The 21,173-nt window shown below is 74.6% G+C and carries 23 protein-coding genes; 16 read left to right on the forward strand and 7 right to left on the reverse strand.

The features are described from left to right. The first annotated feature begins 12 nt into the window (after nucleotides 1-12). Nucleotides 13-534, forward strand: a complete 522-nt coding sequence (locus AB0I15_RS47870) for a GNAT family N-acetyltransferase (protein WP_358112456.1) — start codon at nucleotides 13-15, stop codon at nucleotides 532-534. A gap of 30 nt (nucleotides 535-564) precedes the next feature. Here the strand turns inward: AB0I15_RS47870 and AB0I15_RS47875 are convergent, their stop codons facing one another. After that, on the reverse strand, nucleotides 565-867 hold the full coding sequence (locus tag AB0I15_RS47875) for a hypothetical protein (RefSeq protein ID WP_358112459.1): 303 nt from the start codon (nucleotides 865-867) through the stop codon (nucleotides 565-567). Nucleotides 868-1,040: 173 nt separating this feature from the next. Between AB0I15_RS47875 and AB0I15_RS47880 the strand changes: the two genes are divergently transcribed. Then, on the forward strand, nucleotides 1,041-4,535 hold the full coding sequence (locus tag AB0I15_RS47880; RefSeq protein WP_358112462.1) for a helix-turn-helix domain-containing protein: 3,495 nt from the start codon (nucleotides 1,041-1,043) through the stop codon (nucleotides 4,533-4,535). Here the strand turns inward: AB0I15_RS47880 and AB0I15_RS47885 are convergent. Beyond that, nucleotides 4,519-5,361 carry a MurR/RpiR family transcriptional regulator gene (locus AB0I15_RS47885; RefSeq protein WP_358112465.1) on the reverse strand — a complete coding sequence of 281 codons (843 nt, stop codon included), beginning with the start codon at nucleotides 5,359-5,361 and terminating at the stop codon, nucleotides 4,519-4,521. The two genes, AB0I15_RS47880 and AB0I15_RS47885, sit on opposite strands and share 17 nt — an antisense overlap. Nucleotides 5,362-5,426: 65 nt before the next feature. Here AB0I15_RS47885 and thrC point away from each other — a divergent pair, with 65 nt between their 5' ends. The 12 genes from thrC (at nucleotide 5,427) to AB0I15_RS47945 (ending at nucleotide 15,485) form a co-directional block, all read left to right on the forward strand. Further along, nucleotides 5,427-6,491, forward strand: coding sequence for a threonine synthase (gene thrC, locus AB0I15_RS47890; RefSeq protein WP_358112468.1), 1,065 nt, complete (start codon nucleotides 5,427-5,429; stop codon nucleotides 6,489-6,491). Nucleotides 6,492-6,635: 144 nt separating this feature from the next. Next, nucleotides 6,636-7,247, forward strand: coding sequence for a DNA/RNA non-specific endonuclease (locus tag AB0I15_RS47895; RefSeq protein ID WP_358112471.1), 612 nt, complete (start codon nucleotides 6,636-6,638; stop codon nucleotides 7,245-7,247). Nucleotides 7,248-7,338: 91 nt separating this feature from the next. Next, on the forward strand, nucleotides 7,339-7,947 hold the full coding sequence (locus AB0I15_RS47900) for a biotin transporter BioY (protein ID WP_358112474.1): 609 nt from the start codon (nucleotides 7,339-7,341) through the stop codon (nucleotides 7,945-7,947). A 7-nt stretch (nucleotides 7,948-7,954) separates the two neighbouring features. Further along, nucleotides 7,955-9,313 (forward strand): AMP-binding protein, encoded by a 1,359-nt coding sequence (locus AB0I15_RS47905; RefSeq protein ID WP_358112477.1) that lies wholly within the window; start codon nucleotides 7,955-7,957, stop codon nucleotides 9,311-9,313. Continuing rightward, nucleotides 9,310-10,443, forward strand: a complete 1,134-nt coding sequence (locus tag AB0I15_RS47910; RefSeq protein WP_358112480.1) for a thiolase family protein — start codon at nucleotides 9,310-9,312, stop codon at nucleotides 10,441-10,443. Before AB0I15_RS47905 ends, AB0I15_RS47910 begins: the two co-directional genes overlap by 4 nt. Nucleotides 10,444-10,462: 19 nt before the next feature. After that, complete coding sequence (locus AB0I15_RS47915; RefSeq protein WP_358112482.1) at nucleotides 10,463-11,137, forward strand: ABC transporter ATP-binding protein; 675 nt, start codon at nucleotides 10,463-10,465, stop codon at nucleotides 11,135-11,137. Further along, nucleotides 11,134-11,739: an energy-coupling factor transporter transmembrane protein EcfT gene (locus tag AB0I15_RS47920; protein ID WP_358112485.1), complete on the forward strand. Its 606-nt coding sequence runs from the start codon at nucleotides 11,134-11,136 to the stop codon at nucleotides 11,737-11,739. Before AB0I15_RS47915 ends, AB0I15_RS47920 begins: the two co-directional genes overlap by 4 nt. A 48-nt stretch (nucleotides 11,740-11,787) precedes the next feature. Next, complete coding sequence (locus AB0I15_RS47925) at nucleotides 11,788-12,138, forward strand: metalloregulator ArsR/SmtB family transcription factor (RefSeq protein ID WP_358112488.1); 351 nt, start codon at nucleotides 11,788-11,790, stop codon at nucleotides 12,136-12,138. Next, nucleotides 12,138-12,755: an SRPBCC family protein gene (locus tag AB0I15_RS47930; protein ID WP_358112491.1), complete on the forward strand. Its 618-nt coding sequence runs from the start codon at nucleotides 12,138-12,140 to the stop codon at nucleotides 12,753-12,755. The genes AB0I15_RS47925 and AB0I15_RS47930 overlap by 1 nt, the downstream gene beginning before the upstream one ends. After that, nucleotides 12,755-13,153 (forward strand): VOC family protein, encoded by a 399-nt coding sequence (locus AB0I15_RS47935; protein WP_358112494.1) that lies wholly within the window; start codon nucleotides 12,755-12,757, stop codon nucleotides 13,151-13,153. The genes AB0I15_RS47930 and AB0I15_RS47935 overlap by 1 nt, the downstream gene beginning before the upstream one ends. A 66-nt stretch (nucleotides 13,154-13,219) precedes the next feature. Then, nucleotides 13,220-13,846, forward strand: coding sequence for a helix-turn-helix domain-containing protein (locus AB0I15_RS47940; protein ID WP_358112497.1), 627 nt, complete (start codon nucleotides 13,220-13,222; stop codon nucleotides 13,844-13,846). A 145-nt stretch (nucleotides 13,847-13,991) separates the two neighbouring features. Beyond that, nucleotides 13,992-15,485, forward strand: coding sequence for a serine/threonine-protein kinase (locus AB0I15_RS47945; RefSeq protein ID WP_358112500.1), 1,494 nt, complete (start codon nucleotides 13,992-13,994; stop codon nucleotides 15,483-15,485). Here AB0I15_RS47945 and AB0I15_RS47950 read toward each other — a convergent pair. The 3 genes from AB0I15_RS47950 to AB0I15_RS47960 all read right to left on the reverse strand — a co-directional run bounded on the left by AB0I15_RS47950 (nucleotide 15,482) and on the right by AB0I15_RS47960 (nucleotide 17,471). Next, a complete protein-coding gene (locus tag AB0I15_RS47950; protein ID WP_358112503.1) occupies nucleotides 15,482-16,156 on the reverse strand; it encodes a class I SAM-dependent methyltransferase in 675 nt (224 codons plus the stop codon). The genes AB0I15_RS47945 and AB0I15_RS47950 overlap by 4 nt on opposite strands. Before the next feature lie 56 nt (nucleotides 16,157-16,212). Then, on the reverse strand, nucleotides 16,213-16,560 hold the full coding sequence (locus AB0I15_RS47955) for a DoxX family protein (protein ID WP_358112506.1): 348 nt from the start codon (nucleotides 16,558-16,560) through the stop codon (nucleotides 16,213-16,215). A gap of 131 nt (nucleotides 16,561-16,691) precedes the next feature. Further along, entirely contained in the window at nucleotides 16,692-17,471 is a 780-nt protein-coding gene (locus AB0I15_RS47960; RefSeq protein ID WP_358112510.1) for an SDR family oxidoreductase, read from the reverse strand. Nucleotides 17,472-17,563: 92 nt separating this feature from the next. Between AB0I15_RS47960 and AB0I15_RS47965 the strand changes: the two genes are divergently transcribed. Further along, nucleotides 17,564-18,148, forward strand: coding sequence for a TetR family transcriptional regulator (locus tag AB0I15_RS47965; protein WP_358112513.1), 585 nt, complete (start codon nucleotides 17,564-17,566; stop codon nucleotides 18,146-18,148). 28 nt (nucleotides 18,149-18,176) lie between these two features. Here the strand turns inward: AB0I15_RS47965 and AB0I15_RS47970 are convergent, their stop codons facing one another. After that, nucleotides 18,177-18,956, reverse strand: coding sequence for an NAD(P)-binding domain-containing protein (locus AB0I15_RS47970; RefSeq protein WP_358112516.1), 780 nt, complete (start codon nucleotides 18,954-18,956; stop codon nucleotides 18,177-18,179). A 366-nt stretch (nucleotides 18,957-19,322) separates the two neighbouring features. On the opposite strand from AB0I15_RS47970, the gene AB0I15_RS47975 reads away from it, so the two are divergent. Then, nucleotides 19,323-19,961 (forward strand): NAD(P)H-binding protein, encoded by a 639-nt coding sequence (locus tag AB0I15_RS47975; protein ID WP_358112519.1) that lies wholly within the window; start codon nucleotides 19,323-19,325, stop codon nucleotides 19,959-19,961. Between the two features lie 53 nt (nucleotides 19,962-20,014). On the opposite strand, the gene AB0I15_RS47980 is transcribed toward AB0I15_RS47975, so the two are convergent. Next, complete coding sequence (locus tag AB0I15_RS47980; protein ID WP_358112521.1) at nucleotides 20,015-21,124, reverse strand: SWIM zinc finger family protein; 1,110 nt, start codon at nucleotides 21,122-21,124, stop codon at nucleotides 20,015-20,017. Nucleotides 21,125-21,173 lie beyond the last annotated feature (49 nt).

Genomic DNA, 21,173 nt, shown 5'->3' on the forward strand with positions numbered 1-21,173 from the left:
CGAGGAAACCGTATGCACACGATTGAGCGACTGTCGGCCGAGGAGTTCGAGGCCGGGATCAAGGACCTGGCCGGCCTGCTGGTCGACGCCGTGGACGGCGGCGCGTCCGTGGGGTTCGTGACGCCGTTCGGCCATGAGGAGGCGGCGGCATGGTGGCGGGCGCAGCAGCCGGCGGTGGCCGCCGGCCGACTGCTGGTGTGGGCCTGCCACGAGGAGGGGGCCATGACCGGCACCATCGGCCTGGCGCTGGCGGGCAAGCCCAACGCCCGCCACCGGGCCGAGATCGTCAAGCTGATGGTGCACCGCACCGCCCGGGGACGCGGCCTGTCGCGGGCCCTGCTGGCCGCCGCGGAGCAGGCCGCGCTGGAGGAGGGGGCCGACCTGCTGATGCTGGACACCGAGACCGGCAGCGCGGCCGAGCACGTCTACCTCACCGGCGGATGGACGCGCTACGGCATCGTGCCCGGCTACGCCGGCTCCCCGGACGGCACGCTGCAGGACTGCAGCTTCTTCTACAAGCGGCTCACCGCGTAGGCCGGGCGGGAGGGACGCCCGGCCCGGCGGTCAGTTCTCGAACTCCAGGTTCGAGCCGACCGCGCGGCCGACCCAGCACGACACCTCGGCGCGGCCGGCCCCGGTCACCCAGTCCGACGCGGGATCGGGCAGCCCGTCGCAGTGGGCCACCACCCGCCAGCGGTAGTTGCCGGGGGTGTCACACGTGCCCCAGGCGACCCCGTTGGGGTGCACGCCGTTGTCGCAGACGCGGCGCGCCTGAGCCTGCGGGAAGGCCCCGGAGGTCGCCGGCATGGCCGCCGCGAAGGCGAGCGCGGCCAGCGTGACGGCGGAGACACGGACGAAAGCGTTCATGATCGGCCCTTCTCTTGATGGATGCGTTCGCACTCCCCAGATGGTCGGGCGGGCGCCGCGGACGGCGGAAGCGGTTGCCCGTTTCCCGCTCGCCAGGCCACCGGGCAACCCGCTATGACCTGCTCGTTATCGCACAGTGCGCTCGGGGTGACGCGGTGCGTAACATCTCGGCGGTGGAGTCTGAAGGCGATGGCGTCAGTTTCGGTTCGGAGTTGCGGCGGCTGCGGCACGCGGCGGACAAGTCGCTGGCGGTGCTGGCCAAGGAGCTGGGGACGGGCAAGGGATATCTGAGCCGGCTGGAGCGCGGGCTGCAGCGGCCGAGCGAGCCGTTCGCGCGGGCCTGCGACGAGGTGTTCCAGGCGGGCGGGGCGCTGCTCGCGCTGGCGGTGGGGCCGGGCACGGGGGTGTGCCCCTATCCGGGGCTCACCTCGTTCCGGGCGCAGGACGCGCGGTGGTTCTTCGGCCGCGACCGGGCTGTGGCCGATCTGCTGGGGTTGCTGGCCGACCCGAGCACGGCGGGGCACCCGGCGGTGGTGATCGGCCCGTCGGGCATCGGCAAGTCGTCGCTGCTGCGCGCCGGGCTGGCCACGGCGGCCGGTCGCGGCGCGCTGCCGGCCCGGCACCCGGGCACCCCCGAGGTCCTCTACATGACGCCCACCGCCTGCCCGAACCTGGAGCTGCGCGGGCATGAGGAGCGGCGGGCGCTCGGCACGTACGCGGTGCTGATCGTGGACCAGTTCGAGGAGCTGTTCACGATGTGCGCGGACGAGGCCGAGCGCGAGGCGTTCATCACGGCGCTGAGCGGCCTGGCGGAGGGCGGGCTGCCGGTGGCGCTCGGCGTCAGGGCCGACTTCTTCGGGCACTGCCTGGCGCATCCGCCGCTGCTGGCCGCGCTGCGCGCCCGGGCGCTGCCGCTCGGGCCCCTGTCGGCCGCCGAGCTGCGGCAGGTGATCGTCGAGCCGGCCGCGGCGGAGGGGCTGGGTGTGGAGCCGGGCCTGGTCGAGCTGCTCCTGCGCGACGCGGGCTCGGGCGCGTGCGAGGCGGGCGCGCTGCCACTGCTGTCCCACGCGCTGCGGGCCACCTGGCAGCACCGCGCCGACGGGTTGCTCACGGTGGCCGGGTACGAGCGCACCGGCGGCATTCACGGCGCGGTCGCCGCCACCGCCGAACGCGTCCACGCGGGGCTCACCGGCGAGCAGCAGCGCCTGGCCCGGCAGGTGCTGCTGCGCCTGGTCCAGGTCGGTGACGGAGGGCAGGACACCCGGCGCCGCCTGCCCCGGCGGGAGCTGGCCGAGATGGACGCCGAGACGGTGGTGGAGGCCTTCACCCGGGCGCGCCTGCTGACCGCAGGGGAGGAGCACGTCGAGATCAGCCACGAGGCGCTACTGCGGGCGTGGCCGCGGCTGCGGGAGTGGATCGACACCGGGCGGGCCGGTCTGCGGCTGCGCCAGCGGCTGGCCGACGCCGCCGGGGTCTGGGACGCCGAGGGGCGCGACCCGTCCCTGCTGCTGCGCGGCCCGCGGCTGACCGCGCTCGGCGACTGGGCCCAGGACGCGGGCGGCGACCACGTGCTCGGGCCGGTGGAACGCGCGTTCCTGGAGGCCAGCAGGGAGCACGACAGCGCCGAGCGCGAGGCCGTGCGCAGGCGGCACCGCGACGTGCGGCGCCTGGCCGGCTGTCTGGGAGTGCTGCTGGTCATCGCCGCGGCCAGTGCCTTCACGGCCGTCCGCAAGGCGGGGGAGGTCCAGCGGGAGAAGCGGGTCTCCGTGGCCGGGCAGCTCTCGTTCGAGGCCGGGCGGCTGGCCGGGTCCCGGCCCGAGGTGTCGGCGCTGCTGGCCGCGGCGGCCTACCGGCAGGCGGCGACCGCGCAGACGCTCAGCGCCCTGATGACGGCCCAGGCGCAGGGGTTCGCCCGGCGCCTGACCGGGCACGAGGGGCCGCTGCGGGTGGCGGGCTTCAGCGCGGACGGCCGGGTCGTCGCGTCCAGCGACTACTACGGAGAGGCCCTGGTGTGGGATCCCGCGCGCGGCGGGAGGCCGCACCTGCTGGCCGACTTCCCGCATCCGCTGGTGGCGATCGCGGTCAGCCCCGACGGCCGGCTGGTCGCCGCCGCCGGTGACCAGCGTGGCCTGTGGCTGTGGGAGAGCGGCACGGGCCGGCTGCTGGCCGCGCGCACGCTGCGCGGCATGACCGCCATGGGCGCGATGTCGTTCGACCACGACGGCTCCGTCCTGGTCGTCGGCGGCACCGCCGGGGCCGAGCTGTGGCGGGTCGGCCGGGACGACGGCCTGAGCCCGGTGGCGTCCCCGCCGTGGACGGAGGCGGAGGGGGTGAGCTTCAGTCCCGACGGCGCGCTCGTGGCCGGCTCCCTGCGCGACGGAACCGTCCGGACATGGGATCGGGACGCGCGTCGGGAAGGTCCCGTCCTGCGGCCGTCGGGCGCGCCCGTGCACGACGTGGCCTTCAGCCCGGACGGCACGCTGCTGGCGGCGTCCGGCGACGACGGGGCCGTACGGCTGTGGCGGACCTCCGGCTGGGCGGAGGCCGGCACCCTGCGGGGGCATCAGGGCACGATCTGGGACGTGGCGTTCCGGGCGGACGGCCGCCTGCTCGCCACCGGCGGTGAGGACCAGCAGGTGCTGCTGTGGGATCTGCGGTCGCGGCGCCAGCTCGCCACGCTGAGCGGCCACAGCGGCGCGGTGCACTCGGTCGACTTCCCACTGCGGGGCACGGTGCTGGTCAGCGGCAGCAGCGACACGACCGCGGCCCTGTGGGACACCAAGGACTGGGAGAGCGAGGCCTGCGCGGGCGGCGACGCCGAGGCCGCGGCCTACGGCAGCGGCGGCCTGACCACGGCGGGCGAGGGGGTGGTCCGCTACCGGACCGGCGAGCGCTGCCGTGAGCTGCGGATCGACCAGGGGCCGGTGCACGGGCTCGCGCGCGGCGGCGCGGACGACCACCTGCTCGCCGTGGGCGGCCCGGCGGGACGGGTGGGCCTCTACGACACCCGCGAGCGCCCCGAGCGCCCGTTCACCTTCGACGACTCCCTGAAGGTCGGTGAGCAGTTCGGCGTGGCCGTCAGCCCCGGCGGCACGCTCCTGGCCACGGCGGGCAACACCAACCACGTCCGGGTGTGGGACCTGTCCGGCCACGCCGCCCGCGCCCGGCTGGGCGACGACTGGGGCGCCCCCGGCACCGTGCGGGCGCTGGCGTTCAGTCCCGACGATCGGATCCTGGCCGTGGGCGCCGACCGGGGCGTCACGTTCCGGCTGCTCGGCCGCCCGGCGGCCACGGAGCCCGCCATCGCGACGGCCTCGCGGGTCACCGCGCTGAGGTACAGCGCGGACGGGCGGCGGCTCGCGGTCGGGACCGAGGACGGGACGGTGACCCTCTGGGATCCGGTACGCCACGAGGAGATCCTCACCCTGGCCACCCGGCAGGGCAGCGTCCGCGCGCTGTGGTTCGCCCCGGACCGGCGGCGCATCGCCATCACGGGCCGGCTCCGCACCACCCGGTGGTGGACCCTGGACCGGGACGTCGCCCTGCGTCAGGCCTGCGCCGTGGCCGATCTGCCGTCGCCGGAGGAGTGGCGGCGGCTGCTGCCCGGGGTGGAGCGGGCGGCGGCCTCACCCGAACACTGCCGGCGCGGGGTCACAGCGTCTGGGTGAGCTCGTCGAGCTCGGCCAGGCGCCGCGCCGGTGCCAGGCGGGCGGCGGTGGCGACGAGCAGCAGCTCGGTGACGGCGATCTCGTGCGCGAGCGGGGCGATCGGCCCGGCGGCCTCGCGGGGCAGCCTGATCAGCACTTCGGCCTCGGCGGCCAGCGGTGACTCCCAGGCGTCGGTGACGAGCACCAGCCGTGCGTCGTGGGCGCGCGCGGCGCGGACGAAGGCGGCGGTGGCGGAGGAGTAGCGGCGGAAGTCGTAGGCCACGACCACGTCGGAGGGCCCGAGGTCGAGCACGGTCCGGGCGCGGGCGTGGGCGGACTCGGGCACCCGGCGCGCGCCGGGGCGCAGGCTGGCGAGCTGGCGGACGAGGTATTCGGCGGCCAGCTCGCTGAGCGGCCCGCCCAGCGCCCACACGGCCCCGGCCTCGGCCAGCAGGGCGGCCACCCGGTGGCACAGCGGCTCGTCGACGGCGGCCAGCGTGCCGTCGAGCCCGGCCCGCAGCTCTTCCGCGGCCCGCCGGAGGTGTGGCGCCTCGACGGGTTCGGCGGGGTCGCCGGGCGGGCGGGTGATGTACTCCAGCAGCCGTGACCGGTCTCGCGCGCCGTCGCGTACGGCGCTCTGGAATCCGGCGAAACCGCCGAACCCGAGCCGCTCGAACAGCCGCGACGCCGTCGGCGGGCTCACGCCGGCCCGCTCGGCCAGCGCCCGCAGCGAGCCCAGCGCCGCGAACGGATGGTCGTCGAGCAGCACTCGCACGATGGCCCGCTCTCCCGGCGGCAGTTCGTGGTAAGCGGCGCTGAGGCGGTCGGCGATCGGATCCTTCTCCACAATGACAAATGTTACATCAACCCCCGCCTGCCGACATTCACGAAACGGATGTTACGGTGCGGGACATGACTACCTGGCATGGTTTGATCGACAGCGAATACCGGCGCTGGCTGCCGGTCACCGCCACCACCCCCTCCATCTCGCTCAACGAGGGCAACACCCCGCTGCTGCGCTCGGAGCACCTGTCCGGCCTCACCGGCTGCGAGGTGTGGCTGAAGGTGGAGGGCGCCAACCCGACCGGATCATTCAAGGATCGCGGCATGACGGTCGCGATCAGCCGGGCCGCCGAGGCCGGGGCCGAGGCCGTCATCTGCGCCTCCACCGGCAACACCAGCGCCTCGGCCGCTGCCTACGCCGCCAGGGCCGGGCTGACGGCCGCCGTGCTGGTGCCCAAGGGCGGCGTCGCGCCGGCCAAGCTGAGCCAGGCCGTCCGGTACGGCGCCGAGATCGTCGAGATCGGCGGCACCTTCGACGACTGCCTGCGCGTGGCCCGCGAACTGGCCGCCCACCACCCGATCGCCCTGGTCAACTCGGTCGGCAACGAGCTGCGCCTGGCAGGGCAGCGCACGGTCGCGTACGAGATCGTGGACGCCCTCGGCGAGGCCCCCGACGTGCACTGCCTGCCGGTGGGCAACGGCGGCAACATCACCGCCACCTGGGGCGGCTACCGCAACTACCGCGAAGCCGGCCGGACGCACCGGTCGCCGCGCCTGTGGGGCTTCCAGGCGGCCGGTGCGGCGCCGTTCGTGCTGGGCGGGCCCGTCGCCGAGCCCGACACGGCGGCCACCGCGATCAAGATCGGCAGTCCGGCCACCTGGGACGGCGCCCTCGCGGCCCGCGACGAGTCCGGCGGGCTGATCGAGGCGGTGACCGACGAGCAGATCTTCGCGGCGTACCGGATGCTGGCCCGCCGCGACGGCGTCTTCGCCGAGCCCGCCTCCGCGGCCGGGGTCGCCGGGCTGCTGGAGCGGCACGCGCGCGGCGCGCTGGAGCCCGGCCTGCGGATCGTGATCACCCTCAGCGGCAACGGCCTGAAGGACCTCGACGCCTCGCTGCGCGACGGTTACACCGCGACCGAGACCTCCGCGGCCACCTCCGACGTGGCCCGCGCCCTGCGCCTGGCCGCCTGAAACTACAGAAAGTCACTCAACAGATACGTTATGTGATTCTCCTCACGGGCACGGATGTCGCGACAAAGCCGACGAGGCGGCCGATAGGGCGATTCGCCCCCGCCTGATCCGGCAATCCCCCTTTTTCGCGAGAGGACCACCTCCGTGCCCGCGACCGCACTCCGACGTGCGGGCGCCGTCGCCCTGCTGTTCACCGCAGCGGCGGCCGCTCCCGTGTACGCCCCCGACCCCGCCCCCTGCGACCGGACCCTCCAGCCCGGCCACACCTACCAGGCCCACCACCACGTCTACACCACCGACAGCGCCGGCCGCCCCAGCGACGCCCTGGCCAAGACCCTCACCGGCAAGGACGCCGACCGCGGCGCGTGCGAGGGCACGGTCGGGGACTGGGGCGGCCGGGGCGACTGGCAGGGCGGCCATCTCATCGCCGCCTCCTTCGACGGCGTCAGCAGGCGCTACAACCTGGTCCCCATGCGCGGCAGGCAGATCAACCAGGGCCTGATGAAACGCGTCGAGAACGGCGCCCGCGCCTGCCTCGAAGGCGACGGCACCGTGGCCGACTACCGCGTACGCCTGCGCTACCCCGACCGTACGGCGCTCGCGCCCGACCAGATCACCATCACGATGTCCCCCGAGGCCGCGCGGATCTCGCTCACCCTGCCGAACCGGACCATGCCGGAGAAGGAGCTACGATCCTGGCAGGACAGAATCGCCAAGGCGTTCCAGGCGGCCGGCTGCGGCAGGAGCGGCTTGTAGAAGCGGTATCGATCGCTCGCAGATGATCGGCGGGAATGTTGTGGGATACCTCCATGCCTGAGCGCACCCGTTCTGGTGTGGGATCGACCCCATGAAGGGTTTTGGGAAACGGCGCAGGTTCCCCACAGGCGACCTGGCGAGGGTGGCCGTGTTCGCCGCGCTGATCGCGGTGCTGGGGCTGGCCCCTCCGCTGAACGTCTTCGGCAACGCGGTCCCGATCACGCTGCAGACGCTCGGCGTCATGCTGGCCGGCGCGATCCTCGGGGCGTGGCGGGCCGCGCTGGCCGTCGTGGTGCTGCTCGTGCTGGTGGCCGCGGGGCTGCCGCTGCTGTCCGGCGGGCGGGGCGGGCTGGTCTGGTTCACCACGGTGTCGGCCGGGTTCCTGGTCGGCTGGATCCCGGGCGCGGCGGTGACGGGCTGGCTGGTCGAGCGGGCGGGCCGCAAGCCGGGCCTGCTCCACGTCGTGGTGGCCTGCCTGGTGGGCGGCGTCGGCGTGGTCTACCTGTTCGGCATCCCCGTGTGGGCGATGGTCGGGGGGATGTCGCTGGGGACGGCGGCGCTGGCCAGCATCATCTTCCTGCCCGGCGACCTGGTCAAGGCGGTGCTCGCGGCGGTGGTCGCCAGGGGCACGCAGCGGGCCTATCCGGATGCGGTGCCGGCCGTGCACCGCGAGCGGCTGCGCTCCGGCGAGGGGCGCTGACCCCTCGATGCCCGTCGCGGACCACGTGATCCGGCACGCCGCCGAGCGCCCGTCGCACCCGGCGGTGCGCGGCCCGGCCGGCGAGCGCACCTACGCCGAGCTCGCCGACGACGTTCAGGGGGCCGCCCGGCACCTGCTCGGCCTCGGCGCCGGGCCGGGCGCGCTGGTGGCGATCGGCCTGGCCGACCCGGTCGCGCTGCTCACCGCCGTGCTGGCGGCCGACCTGGCCGGGGCGACGCCGCTGGTGGGCGACCACGCCTGGGACCGTACGCGGTGGGCGCGGGTCACCCCCGAGGCCCCCGCCGTCCACGTCGACCGGCCCCTGCCGTACGTGGCGGGCCCGCCGGTGCGACACGAGCCGAAGCCGCTCGACCGGGCCTGGGCCTGCTTCAGCTCCGGCAGCACGGGCAGGCCGCGCGCCGTGGTGCGCTCGCGGGCCTCCTGGACGGAGTCGTTCGATCCCCTCGGCGAGCTGGCCGGGATCGGCCCCGACGACGTCGTCCTGGTGCCCGGCTCGCTGGTCTCCTCTCTCTACGCCTTCGCCGCCGTGCACGCCCTGGCCACGGGCGCGACGGCCGTGGTGCCCGGCCGCCGGCCCGGCGGGGACCTCGACGCGCTGCTGGCCGGGTCCACCGTCGTGCACCTGGTGCCGCACCGGCTGCCCGACGTGCTGCGGCGGCCGGGGGCGCTGCGCACGGCCGTGGTCGGCGGCGCGGCCCTCGCCCCGGGTGCCCGGGCGGCGGCGGAGCGGGCCGGGGTGCGGGTGGTGTCGTACTACGGGGCGACCGAGCTGTCGTTCGTGGCCGTGGACGCCGACGGGGGTGGGCTGCGCCCTTTTCCGGGTGTGGAGATCGAGGTGCGGCCGGAGCCGGGGGCGGAGCTCGGCGAGGTGTGGGCGCGCTCGCCGTGGCTGGCCGACGGCTATCTCGGCGGGGCGGCCGGGCCGCTGCGGCGTGACGGTGACGGTTGGGTGACCGTGGGCGACGTGGCGCAGCCGTACCGGGCAGGGGAAGTGCTGCGGGTGCGCGGGCGCGGTGACGGCGCGATCCAGACCGGCGGTGCCACCGTCGTCCCCGAGGACGTCGAGGAGGTGCTGCGGAACGTGCCCGGCGTGGCGGACATCGTGGTGGTCGGGTCGCCGCATCCGTCGCTGGGCTCCGTGGTCACGGCGATCATCGAGGCGGAGTGCGCTCCGCCGCGCGCGGTGCTGGAGGCCATGGCCAGGGGCGCGCTGGACGCGGCGCAGCGGCCACGCCGCTGGTACGCGGTGCCGAGCCTGCCGCGCACGCCCACCGGCAAGCCCGCCCGCGCCCTGGTGGCGGCCCGGCTGGCCGGCGGCGACCCCGGCATCAGGCGGCTGCCATGAGCGACGCGCCCGTGGTGGTCGCGGCCCGGCGCACGCCCATCGGCACGGCCGGGCACGCCTTCAAGGAGCTGACCGTCGACCGGCTGGCCGCCCCCGTGATCGCCGCCGTGGCCCGCGACGTCGCCGGGCGGCCGGTGGACGACGTGGTGCTGGGCAACTGCATGGGGCCGGGCGGCAACGTGGCCAGGGTGTCGGCGCTGGCGGCCGGGCTGAGGCACGAGGTGCCCGGGGTCACGGTGGACCGGCAGTGCGGCAGCGGCCTGGCCGCGATCCTGGTGGCCGGGCAGGCGGTGCGGGCGGGGGAGATGGACCTGGTGATCGCCGGTGGGGCGGAGAGCGCCTCGACGGCGCCGCTGCGGACCCGCCGGGGGGCGGAGGGACCGTACGCGCGGGCGCCGTTCGCGCCGGAGGGCCATCCCGACCCCGACATGGGGCCGGCGGCCGAGGCGCTGGCGGCGGCGTGCGGCGTCGGCCGCGAACGTCAGGACGCCTACGCCTGCCGCAGCCACGCCGGCGCGCTGGCGGCCCGCGAGGCCGGCCGGTTCGCCGGGGAGATCGTGCCGGTCGGCGGGCGGTCCGACGACCAGCGGCCGCGGCCGTTGCGGGAGGCGTCGCTGGCCCGGCTGCCTGCGGCTTTCGTGGCGGACGGTACAGTGACGGCCGGTAATTCGTCCCCGGTCAGCGACGGCGCGGCGGTCGTGGCCCTCGTGCCCGCCCGGCTGCGTGGTGGCCTGCCGGGGATGCGGCTGGTGGCCGGGTCGGTCGTCGGGTGCGATCCCGGGCTGCCCGGGTGGGGGCCGGTGCCCGCGGTGCGGCGGGTGCTGGCGCGTACGGGGGTGGACATGGAGCGGATCGCGGCGGTGGAGATCGTGGAGGCGTTCGCGGCGCAGGTGCTGGCCGTCACCGACGCGCTGGGGCTCGACCCGCTGGGCGCCGACGCGCCGCGGGTGTGCCCGGACGGCGGGGCGCTGGCGCTGGGCCATCCGTGGGGGGCGACGGGGGCGGTGGTGGTGACCCGGCTGTTCAGCCGGCTCGTGCGCGCCGGTGCCCCGGCGGGCACACTGGGCCTGGCGGCGGCCGCGGTGGGCGGCGGGCTGGGTGTGGCGGCCCTGTTCGAGGTGGTCTCATGAGCGCCGGACGTGGTGCGCGGTGATCGAGTTCGACGACGTCCACGTACGTCTGGGCCTGCGTGAGGTGCTGCGCGGCGTGACCGCCCGGCTGCCGGAGCGGCGCGTCGGCGTGGTCGGCGCCAACGGGTCGGGCAAGAGCACGCTGGCCCGCCTGATCAACGGCCTGGCGCTGCCGACCTCGGGCAGCGTCACCGTGCTCGGCCTCGACACCCGCCGCCACGCCGCCAGGATCAGGCGCGGGGTCGGTTTCCTGTTCACCGACCCGGACGCGCAGATCGTCATGCCAACGGTGGCCGAGGATGTCGCCTTCTCGCTGCGCCGCAAGGGCCTGTCGCGCGTGGAGGTCGAGCGGCGCGTGCTGGAGGTTCTGACCCGGTACGGTCTCGACGGCCACGCCGACCATCCCGCCCACCACCTGTCGGGCGGCCAGAAGCAGTTGCTGGCGCTGTGCGCGGTCATGGTGCTGGAGCCGGACATCCTGGTCATGGACGAGCCCACCACGCTGCTCGACCTGCGGCACTCCCGCCAGGTCGAGCAGTTGCTGCGCGACATGCCGCAGCAGGTGGTGGTGGTCACCCACGACCTGCCGCTGCTGGCGGGTTTCGACCGGGTGCTGGTGCTCGACGAGGGCCGTGTCGTCGCCGACGGCGCCCCGGAGGAGGCCATCGGCCACTACCGGAAGCTCATGCGGTGAACGGCCTGACCGGCGCCTACGTCCACGCTGACTCCGCGCTGCACCGGCTGCCGGCCGGGGCCAAGCTGGCCGGGCTGGCCCTGTCGTGCACGGCGCTGGTGCTGCTGACCGCGCCGCTGCACCTGGCGGGGGCGGCGGTCGTGGTGGCCGGGCTCTACGCGTGGGCGCGGGTGGGCCTGGCGGCGGCCTGGGCGCAGGTCAGGCCGGTGTGCTGGTTCGCGGTGGCGCTGTTCGGGATGCAGTTGCTGCTTTCCGGGCCGCAGGGGGCGGTGGTGACGACGTCGCGGCTGATGCTGGCGGTGGCGCTGGCGGGGCTGGTCACGCTGACCACCCGTACCTCGGCGATGATGGCGGCGCTGGAGCGCTGCCTGGCGCCGGCCAGGTTCGTGGGGCTGGACCCGTTCCGGCTGTCGTTGCTGCTGTCGCTGACCGTGCGCAGTGTGCCGGTGGTGGCGGCGCTGGCCGCGCGCGTGCGTGAGGCCCAGCGGGCCAGGGGGGTCGAGCGGAGCCTGCGGGCGTTCGCGGTGCCGCTGGTGGTCAGCTCGTTGCGGCACGCCGACGCGCTGGGGGAGGCGCTCAGCGCCCGTGGCCTGGACGACTGATTATCCCAGGTTTGACTTATATAAGCAGCCCCTGAAATACTTCGGGTCGTGCACGCATTCGACGTTCTCGGTGATCCGGTCCGGCGCCGGATCCTGGAGCTGCTGGCCGCTGGCGAGCAGAGCTCCGGTGAGGTCACCGCCGTCATCCAGCGCGAGTTCGGCATCTCCCAGCCTGCCGTCTCCCAGCATCTGAGGGTGCTGCGCGACAACGGGTTCGCCAGTGTGCGGGCCCAGGGCACCCGGCGGCTCTACGCCGTGGAGCCGGGGCCGTTGCAGGAGGTCGATGTCTGGCTGGAGCGCTTCCGCGGTTTCTGGAGTCAGCGCCTGGACGCGCTGGCCACGGAGCTGGCCCGCGGCAAGCGCGAACGCCGCAGAAGAGACGAGACGGAGGACACCTGATGGACCTGATAAACGAGCTCAACCAGGCACACCGCGAGCTGCTCGACGGCAAGCGCAAGACGATCGTCCTGCGGCGCCGCTACGACGCCGAGGTCGAGGACGTGTGGGAGGCCTGCACCGACGCCGAGCGGCTCGGCCGCTGGTTCCTGCCGGTCTCCGGCGACCTGCGGCTCGGGGGCACCTATCAGCTCGAGAACAACGCGGGCGGCGAGATCCTGCGCTGCGAGCCGCCGCGCCTGTTCAAGGTCACCTGGCTGTTCGGCCCGGAGCCGGGCTTTTCGGAGGTCGAGGTGCGGCTCTCGGCCGAGGACGACGGCACCCTGCTGGAGCTGCGTCACGAGGCCGAGGTGCCGCCGGAGATGTGGTCGCAGTTCGGCCCCGGCGCGGTCGGGGTGGGCTGGGACCTGTCCCTGCTGGGCCTGGCCCTGCACCTGTCGGGCGGCGCGCGGGTCGACGAGAACACCTTCCACCAGACCGCCGAGGGCCGGAGCTTCCTCACGGCCAGCAGCGCGGCCTGGGGTCAGGCCTTCCAGGCCGCGGGCGCGCCGGCGGACGACGCCGGCGCCGCCGTCGCCGCGACCACCGCTTTCTACGCTCCCGAAGGGGATGGTCAGTGATGACCCAGAAGATCCACACGTTCCTCATGTTCCAGAACGACGACGCGGAGGAGGCGATGAACTTCTACGTGTCGCTGTTCGACGACGCCAAGGTGGTCGCCGTGGCCCACTACGGCCCCGGGGAGCCCGGCACGGAGGGCACGGTCAAGCACGCCACGTTCATGCTGGCGGGCCAGGAATACATGGCCATCGACAGCTCCGTCAAGCACGAGTTCGGCTTCACCCCGTCGATGTCGCTCTACGTGGGATGCGGCAGCGAGGAGGAGATCGAGCGGCTGTACGGGGCGCTGCTCGACGGCGGGAAGCCGCTGATGCCGCTGGACTCCTACGGGTTCAGCACGAGGTTCGGCTGGGTCAACGACCGCTTCGGCGTCTCCTGGCAGCTCAATCTGCCCTAGATGCGGAGCCCCCACCGATAAGCGGATAAGCTATCGATATGACGTGATGCCGGATGGGGGCGACGTATGCGGGCCGATGCCGCACAGAACCGGGAGCGCGTCCTCGCCGAAGCCCGGCGGTCGCTGGCGGCCGGGGACGACTCGCTCAAACTGAACGAGCTGGCCCGCCGGGCGGGCGTCGGGATCGGCACGGTCTACCGGCAGTTCCCCACGCGCCGCGCCCTGCTGGAGGCGATCGTCGAGACCCGCCTGCACGAGCTGGCCGCCCTCGCCGAGGACCTGCGGCACGACGACGACGCGCCGGCCGCCCTGGCCCGGTTCCTGCGCGCCGCGCTCATGCTGACGGTGACCGAGACGGGCCTGGCCGACGTGCTCCTGGCGGCGAAGGACGAGGGCGCGCGGACCACCAGGGCCAAGGCCGAGATCGCCGAAGCCGTCTCCGTCCTGCTGTCCCGGGCCCGCGAGAGCGGCGCCGCCCGCCCGGCGCTGGACGGCCGGGACGTGCTCAACCTGCTGTGCGGCCTGGAACACGCCATCACCACCGGCACCACCATCACCACCGGCACCACCATCACCACCGGCACCACCATCACCACCGGCACCACCATCACCACCGGCACCACCGACCGGCGGCCAGCCGCCGAGCGCCACCTCCACCTCGTCCTGCTCGGCCTGGGCCTGCCGGCGGACTGAGCTGCCCGCCTCCGCGAGCAGCCCATGATCAGTTCTCGCTGACGCTCGCGATACGCTCCCCTACTATCTGATACGCCGTGCTGAGCCGGATATCGACAGGAGGGCGACGAATGGCCGGGGAGTCCGAGATTTCGGCAATGGCGCGGTGACGCTGCTCGCGGGCCGCTACCGGCTGCAGTCGCAGCTCGGCCAGGGCGGCATGGGCACGGTCTGGCGGGCGGTGGACGAGCTGCTGCAGCAGGAGGTGGCCGTCAAGGAGGTGCGGCTGCCGGCCGACCTGGACGAGGCGTCGCGGGCCGAGCTGACCGACCGTACGCTGCGCGAGGCCAGGGCCGCGGCGACGCTGCGCTCGCACCCGTCCATCGTCACCGTGCACGACGTGGTCCTCGACGGCGGCCGGCCGTGGATCATCATGGAGCTCGTCCGCGGCCGCTCCCTCGACCGCGTCGTCCGCGACGACGGCCCGCTGCCGCCGCACCAGGTCGCCACGATCGGGCTGCGGATGATCGACGCCCTCGGGGCCGCGCACGCCTCGGGGATCCTGCACCGGGACGTCAAACCCGCCAACGTCCTGCTCACCGGCGACGGGCGGGTGCTGCTGACCGACTTCGGCATCGCGACCACCGCCGGCGACACCGGGCTGACGCAGACGGGGATGCTGACCGGCTCGCCCGGCTACATCGCGCCGGAGCGCCTGCGGGGTGAGACCGACGGCCCGCTCGCCGACCTGTGGTCGCTGGGCGCCACGCTGTTCGCCGCCGTGGAGGGCGGGCCGCCGTTCGCCCGCCCGAACGAGGCCGCCGTGCTGGCCGCCGTCCTGATGCAGGAGCCCGCCCCCTGCCGGCGGGCCGGGCCGCTGGCGCCGGTGCTGGCCGCGATGCTGGAGAAGGATCCGGCCCGCCGCTGCTCGGCGCGGGAGGCGGCCGGGTGGCTGGAGGAGGTCTCGCGCGGCGAGCCGGTGACCGGCGCGGGCCCGCGCGGCGAACGGACCAGGCCGGTACGCCCTCCCCGGCGCCGCCTCCAGGTGGCCGGGGGCGCCGTGCTGGCGGTGGTGCTGCTGGTGGCCGCGCTGATCGTGGTGGTGCCGTACGCGTTCCCGAACATCCCCCGCATCATCGGCTACGCCATCGCGCCCCGCTCCACGTTCGCGCCGGTGCCCAAGGTCAGCGCGCCGGCCACGGCCAAGCCGGAGATCACCCGCGACTTCGACGCCTGCGACCTGCTGACCGGAGCCCAGCTCCGCTCGATGTTCGGCGGGCCGATGAAGCGCCAGTTCGTCGTGGCCCAGGCCTGCTCCTGGAACGGGACCGACACCTCCTCGCTGCGGATCATGGCGACCCGCGCGCCGAACGCCTCGATCGCCGGCCAGGTGCACCGCAGCATGGTCGGCTTCATGAAGGACGAGCCGAAGCGCAACGCGGGCACCAAGGTCCGCAAGGGGCCGGACGTCGGCGAGGAGGCGTTCAGCCACACCCGGCGCTCGCAGCTCGGCTTCGGGGGCCGGTTCTACGAGACGAAGGTCGCCTTCCGGCTCTCGAACGTCTCCGTGACGATCGACGTCCGTGCCCGCCGGTCCGGGTTCGCCACCGCCGACCGGGCGGCCAAACTGGTCGCGGCGGCCCTGCGGGCCTACCGCTAGCGGCGGGCGCTCACCGCCAGCGCCCGGGGCACGGGCTCGGCCGAGGGCTCCAGCACCCGCGCGATCACCAGGCCGGCCTCGAGGAAGGCGCCGAGCAGTTCGGCGAGGGGGACGTGGCGCATGCCGAGCCGCCGGCGGATGCCGTTCTCGCGCCACCACGGGGCCTCCTGGTGCCAGCCCGAGGTGCGGTAGGTGGGGTGGACGACGCGGGCCCGGTCGGGGCGGTCCTCCACGTGCGGGCCGGTGAAGCAGGGGTGGGCGCCGTAGAACAGCAGTGTGCCGCCCGGGCGCAGGACGCGGGCGGCCTCGCGGATCACGGCGGTGAAGTCGTCCACGTCCGTCGAGATCCAGAGGGTGACGACGGAGGCGAACGTGGCGTCGGCGAAGGGCAGGGCCGCGCCGTCGCCCCGGACGAGCCCTTCGCCGCCGTCGCGCCGGGTCCGGGCCAGGCGGAGCTGGTCGGCCGAGTAGTCGAGGCCGACGACGGTGCGTCCGGTGGCGCGCAGGGCGGGGAAGTTCTGGCCGGTGCCGCAGCCGAGGTCCAGGCAGAGGCCCGTGCCGGGGCCGAGCAGGTCGAGCAGCGTGGCGTGGTGACCCTCGGCCCAGGGGGCGTTGACCTCGTCGTACCAGTCGGCGTGGCCGTCGTAGCGGGGTTCTGGAACGGTTTCCACGGCGGCCTCGTCCCTTCCGGTCAGGCGGTGTACGTAACCTACCGCTTGGTGAGGGTTCAGCCGGTCAGGCCGAGCGCCAGGGCGGCGACCACCGGCGCCAGGTACAGCAGGGGGAAGGGGATGTGGCCGTACGAGCGCGCCCGGAGCACGGTGACGACGGCCCCGGCGAAGTACAGCACCAGGCCGGCCCCGGCCAGGACGCCGACGACCGGCACGAACAGGCCGGCGACCAGGCCGAGGGCGCCGGCGGCCTTGGCGGTGGCGAGCCAGGGCCACCACGTGCTCGAGATGCCGTACTCGGCCAGGGGCTGCACGACCCACGTGGCGCGCATGAAGACCGAGACGGCGGAGAAGCCCACCCAGGCGGCGGCCAGGATGGTGACGACGATGTGGGCAGTGGACATCAGGCGCTCCTTGACGGGTGCCGGCCGGTGCCGGATCGCTCCGGCCGGGGCGTTGTGCGTTCTTCACTGCCTCGACCCGTCGCGGGACGAAAGTGTGACGGCCCCTTTTTCCCGGGACCGGGCGGGGGTGCTCACACCAGGCTCTGCCCGCCGTCCACGGTGACCACCGAGCCGGTCACGTAAGGGTTGGCCATGAGGAACAGCGCGGCCGACGCAGCCTCCTCCGCCGTGGCGAACCGGCCCAGCGGCGCGCCCTGCCCGGCCGCCGTCACCGCCGCGTCGTCGGCCAGCCCCAGCGCGCCCCGCGCCAGCGGCGTGTCCACCACCCCGTACCGGATGGCGTTGGCGCGCAGCCGGCGCGGGGCCAGTTCGACGGCCAGCGCCTTGGTGAGCCCTTCGACGGCGCCGATGCTCGCGATCGCCGCCGCCGCTCCGGGGATGGGGCGGGTGAGGTAGAGGCCGGAGCTGAAGGTGATCGATCCGCCGGCGGGCAGGCGGCGGGCGGCGGCCCTGGCGACCGCGTACGCGCCCCAGATCCGGCCGTCCACGGCCTCGCGCACCTGCTCGCGCGGCGTGTCCAGCAGCGCGCCGACGCCGAAGCCGCCCGCGGTGACCAGGATGTGGTCCAGCGAGCCGCCCTGGTCGAGGATGCGCTCGAGGTCGCCCTCGTCGGATCCGTCGCCGGTGATGCCGAGCACGGTCCCGCCTGTCGTACGGATCCGGTCCACGGCGGCCGTCAGGCGGTGCTGGTCGCGGGCCACGAGCGTGACGCGCGCCCCCACGGAGGCCAGCAGCGCTCCGGCGGCCAGCCCGATGCCGGAGCTGCCTCCGACGACCACCACGGCGCGGCCTTCCAGGGCGGCGGGCAGCGGGGAGGTGACGGGCATCGGGGCGAGCGTGGTCAAGGACATGAGTGGTCTCCCTCGTCAAATAAACCATCCGGTTGGTTTAGAACCTTGCCGTGAGGTGCCGAAAAAGTCAACTGGATGGTTTAATTCAGGGCATGACGTACGACGCGGAGGCGACCCGGCAGCGGATCTTCGAGGCCGCCGCCGCCGAGTTCGCCCGCCACGGGCTGGCCGGCGCCCGGATCGACCGCATCGCGACCACCGCGCGGGCCAACAAGCAGGCCATCTACCTGTACTTCGGCGGCAAGGAGAAACTGTTCGGCCAGGTGGTGCGGGCCAAGGTGGACGAGATCTGCCACGCGGTGAGCCTCGACCCGGCCACCCTGCCCGAGGCGGTCGGCCGGCTCTTCGACTGGTACCACGAGCACCCGGAGCTGGTCCGCCTGCTGCTGTGGGAGGCGCTGGAGGCCGACGGCGGGCGGGTCGAGGGCGAGGAGGAGCGCAAGGACTCCTACCGCGGGCACGTGGACGGCCTGATGAGCGCGGGCCTGAAGGAGAAGGAGACGGCCCAGGACTGGCTGTTCACCGTCCTGGGGCTGGTGGCGTGGAACTTCTCGGTGCCGCAACTGCGCCGCCACATCCTCGACGAGCCCGACCCCGAGCGGGCCATCGCCCGCCGCCGGGCGGTCGTGGTGGACCTGGCCCGCACCCTGGCCGATCGGGCCGCCGCCGGACTTTAGCGCCCCGATCCCGGGGCGCGAGCCTGGGCTACGTCAGGCGGGCGAGGAGACCGTCGAGGGTCTTGCCGAGGGCTTCGGCGTTGGCGGGGGTGAACCAGGTGGTGCGGACGCGTTCGTTGCTTCCGTTCGGGGTCTCGTGGTCGGCGGCGAGCTGCCGCAGGGTCCGGGTCTCGTCGCTCAGGGAGCGCCCGACCGCCTGGAAGAGGCCGCGCACGTAGCGGTCCGCCTCGTCGGCGGCGATGCCGTGGCCGACGGCCCACGACGTGAGCGTGGCGAGGTACTCGTAGTGGGTGGTCAGCGTTCCCGTCAGTGCGGAGAAGACGTTGAAGGCGGCCTCGTCCGCGACCGGGAGCGCCCCGCCCAGGCGCTCGAAGAGGGCGTTCACCGCCGGGTGCGACGGGTAGGTCACCGTGACGGAGCGCCGTTCGCGTACGGCGGGCAGGGGGATGGCCCGCACCAGGGGGGCGTCGGTGGCGAGCATCCGGCGCAGGTCGTCGGTGCCGACGCCGGCCATCACGTTGACCACGATCTTGTCGTCGGCCACCCGCAGGCCGGCCAGTGCCTCGTGCCGGTCCGGCGGGCGGACGGCGATGATCACCGCTTCGGAGCGGTCCACCACCTCCTGGTTGCCGGCGCAGACCCGCACGCCCTCGTAGCGTTCGGACAGCTCCGCGGCCGTGCGGGCGCCCCGCGGGGAGAGGAACACCTCGGGGGAGGTGCCGGCTCCGTCGCACAGGCCCACCACGATGGCTCGGCCGATCTCGCCCACCCCGATAATGCCGATGCGCTTCACTGTGTCTTCCTCCATGGTGATCCTGATCCGTGACAGTGCATCTGTATCAGTCGAGCGCGCCGCCGGCCGTCCAAGGGCACGCTGATCGTGGACTGCCTTCTGGACGCGCTCGCCCGGCGCCACTGGCAGGCGCCGGGCGGGCCGAGCTTGGGACCCTGCTCCACCGGATGGGCATGACCGGCGAGCCGATGGTCGAGGCCGACGTGGCCGCGCTGGTGGCGATGGTGCTGCCGTCCTTCGCCGGCGACGCGGCCTGATCGCCGACCGTTTCGGGCAGGGCGACCCCGGCCGCCGCGGGACCGGGCCCGCGCGAGCGACCGGAACCGGCGGTGGATAGGGTGAGTAAATACTCACTCACTCTATCCGGGAGGAGCGCCCATCATGAGGATCACGGTCTTCGGCGCGACCGGCGGCACCGGTCTGGAGCTCGTCCGTCAGGGGCTCGACCTGACCCACCAGATCACGGCCGTCGTCCGCGACGCGTCCCGGCTGCCCGCCGAGCTGCGCGAGCGCCTCGATGTCGTCGAGGCCGACGTCATGGACCCCGACGCCGTCGCCCCGGCCGTCAAGGACCGCGACGCCGTGCTGAGCGCGCTGGGTGCCCGCGGTCGCGGGCCCACCACCGTCCACTCCGCGGGCATCGCCTCCATCATGCGGGCCATGCGCGCGGCCGGCGCCCGCCGCCTGCTCATGGTCAGCGCCGGCGGCCTGGAGGCCGACGCCGGCGACGGCCCCTTCACCCGGTACGTGCTCAAGCCCCTCGTCGTGCAGCGCGTGTTCCGCCACAACTACGCCGACCTGGCCGAGGCCGAGCGTCTGGTGCGGGCCGGCGGCCTGGACTGGACGATCGTGCGGCCGGCCCGCCTGACGGACGCCGGCCGTACCGGGCGCTACCGCACGGCCAGGGATCTGGCCGTGCGGGGTGGCATGAGCACCACGCGCGCCGACCTGGCCGACTGCCTGCTGGAGCTGATCGGCGACCGCCTGTCGGTGGGGCACGTCATCTCGGTGGCGTCGTGAGAGTCGGCGCGTGAGAGTCGGCGCGTGAGAGATGCCGCCCTCGTCGCTTCTGGTCAGGTGATGAGGGCGGAGGGGTCGCGTTCCGGCGCGCCGCAGGGCCACCACTGCTCGTCGCGGCGGGTGAAGGGGTACCAGCGGCCGTCGCGGCCGTAGCGGAGTTGCAGGGGGCCGATCGTCCAGCGGTTGCGCCAGGTCTCCACCGGGGGTGGTTCCTCGCCCTCCCAGCCCGCCTCCAGCAGCGCCTGTGCTCTGGCCAGGTCGCGGCGGGGCGGGGTCCAGGCGGTCTCGAGGACGTCCAAGCCGTCCGCGCCGCCGTACCGCCAGGCGGCGACGGCGCTGTCCAGCCCCAGATCGAGGTCGTGGTCGGCGGCCAGCCGGACGCGGTCCTGGTGTTCGGTCAGCGCGGGCAGCCGGCCGCGCCGCAGGATCTCGCGGGCGCGCCCGGCGGCCGAGGCGGCCAGTACGGCCAGGGCGGCGACGTCCACTCCCCGGGCCGGTTCGAGGGCGGGCGGGGTGAAGGCGGCCTCGAACGGCGGCGGGTCCGGCAGCGGCGGCACACCGGCCGCGAACGCCACCAGGGCGGGCACCCCGGGCGAAACCGGGACGGCGGGGGCGTCGCGCCGCTGCAGGGCCTCGATGAGGTCGCCCTCGCCGCGCCCGCGCAACAGCAGCAGCACGAACGGGTCGGCGTCCAGCAGCCAGGACGCCTGGTAGCACAGGGCGGCGGCGTGCTTGCAGGGGTGGCCCCAGTCGGGGCAGGAGCATTCGGGCTCCAGGTCGCCGACGGCGGGCAGCAGCGGCACGGCGGCGTCCTCGGCGGCCGTGACCAGGTCGTGGGGCATGTCGCGGTCGAGCAGCGCGGCGATGTGGCCGGCCTTGGCGGCGACCTGGTCGAGGAAGCGTTCCCAGGCGTCGTCGGTGAGCTGCTCGACGCGTACGACGGTGTCGTACTCGCTTTCGGCGACCGCGGCGAGGCGGCCGGGGCTGACGGTGATGGGGCCGAGCTGGCCGGTCTTGGCGTAGGCGCGGCCCTTGCGCAGCAGGGTGTGGTCCAGAGAGGTGTCCTCCATGGCCTTGACCCAGGCGTGGCCCCACCAGGAGGTGGCGAAGCGGGCGCCGGCGCGTTGCGGGGGGAAGGCGGCGAATCCGCGGGCGGCGGTCATCGGTCCTCCAGGAGGGCGGCGGGGAGCGTCTCGGCGGCGGGGAACGTGG

This window comes from Nonomuraea sp. NPDC050643 (assembly GCF_040654715.1).
Lineage (GTDB): Bacteria > Actinomycetota > Actinomycetes > Streptosporangiales > Streptosporangiaceae > Nonomuraea.

What these genes read in the sequence shown, in the direction of transcription:
- AB0I15_RS47875 (WP_358112459.1), bottom strand. Translation starts at nt 867, where the DNA reads ATGAACGCTTTCGTCCGTGTCTCCGCCGTCACGCTGGCCGCGCTCGCC.
- AB0I15_RS47975 (WP_358112519.1), top strand. Translation starts at nt 19,323, where the DNA reads ATGAGGATCACGGTCTTCGGCGCGACCGGCGGCACCGGTCTGGAGCTC.
- AB0I15_RS47935 (WP_358112494.1), top strand. Translation starts at nt 12,755, where the DNA reads ATGACCCAGAAGATCCACACGTTCCTCATGTTCCAGAACGACGACGCG.
- AB0I15_RS47960 (WP_358112510.1), bottom strand. Translation starts at nt 17,471, where the DNA reads ATGTCCTTGACCACGCTCGCCCCGATGCCCGTCACCTCCCCGCTGCCC.
- AB0I15_RS47900 (WP_358112474.1), top strand. Translation starts at nt 7,339, where the DNA reads ATGAAGGGTTTTGGGAAACGGCGCAGGTTCCCCACAGGCGACCTGGCG.
- AB0I15_RS47965 (WP_358112513.1), top strand. Translation starts at nt 17,564, where the DNA reads ATGACGTACGACGCGGAGGCGACCCGGCAGCGGATCTTCGAGGCCGCC.
- AB0I15_RS47930 (WP_358112491.1), top strand. Translation starts at nt 12,138, where the DNA reads ATGGACCTGATAAACGAGCTCAACCAGGCACACCGCGAGCTGCTCGAC.
- AB0I15_RS47910 (WP_358112480.1), top strand. Translation starts at nt 9,310, where the DNA reads ATGAGCGACGCGCCCGTGGTGGTCGCGGCCCGGCGCACGCCCATCGGC.
- AB0I15_RS47980 (WP_358112521.1), bottom strand. Translation starts at nt 21,124, where the DNA reads ATGACCGCCGCCCGCGGATTCGCCGCCTTCCCCCCGCAACGCGCCGGC.
- AB0I15_RS47870 (WP_358112456.1), top strand. Translation starts at nt 13, where the DNA reads ATGCACACGATTGAGCGACTGTCGGCCGAGGAGTTCGAGGCCGGGATC.
- AB0I15_RS47955 (WP_358112506.1), bottom strand. Translation starts at nt 16,560, where the DNA reads ATGTCCACTGCCCACATCGTCGTCACCATCCTGGCCGCCGCCTGGGTG.
- AB0I15_RS47970 (WP_358112516.1), bottom strand. Translation starts at nt 18,956, where the DNA reads ATGGAGGAAGACACAGTGAAGCGCATCGGCATTATCGGGGTGGGCGAG.
- AB0I15_RS47940 (WP_358112497.1), top strand. Translation starts at nt 13,220, where the DNA reads ATGCGGGCCGATGCCGCACAGAACCGGGAGCGCGTCCTCGCCGAAGCC.
- AB0I15_RS47905 (WP_358112477.1), top strand. Translation starts at nt 7,955, where the DNA reads ATGCCCGTCGCGGACCACGTGATCCGGCACGCCGCCGAGCGCCCGTCG.
- thrC (WP_358112468.1), top strand. Translation starts at nt 5,427, where the DNA reads ATGACTACCTGGCATGGTTTGATCGACAGCGAATACCGGCGCTGGCTG.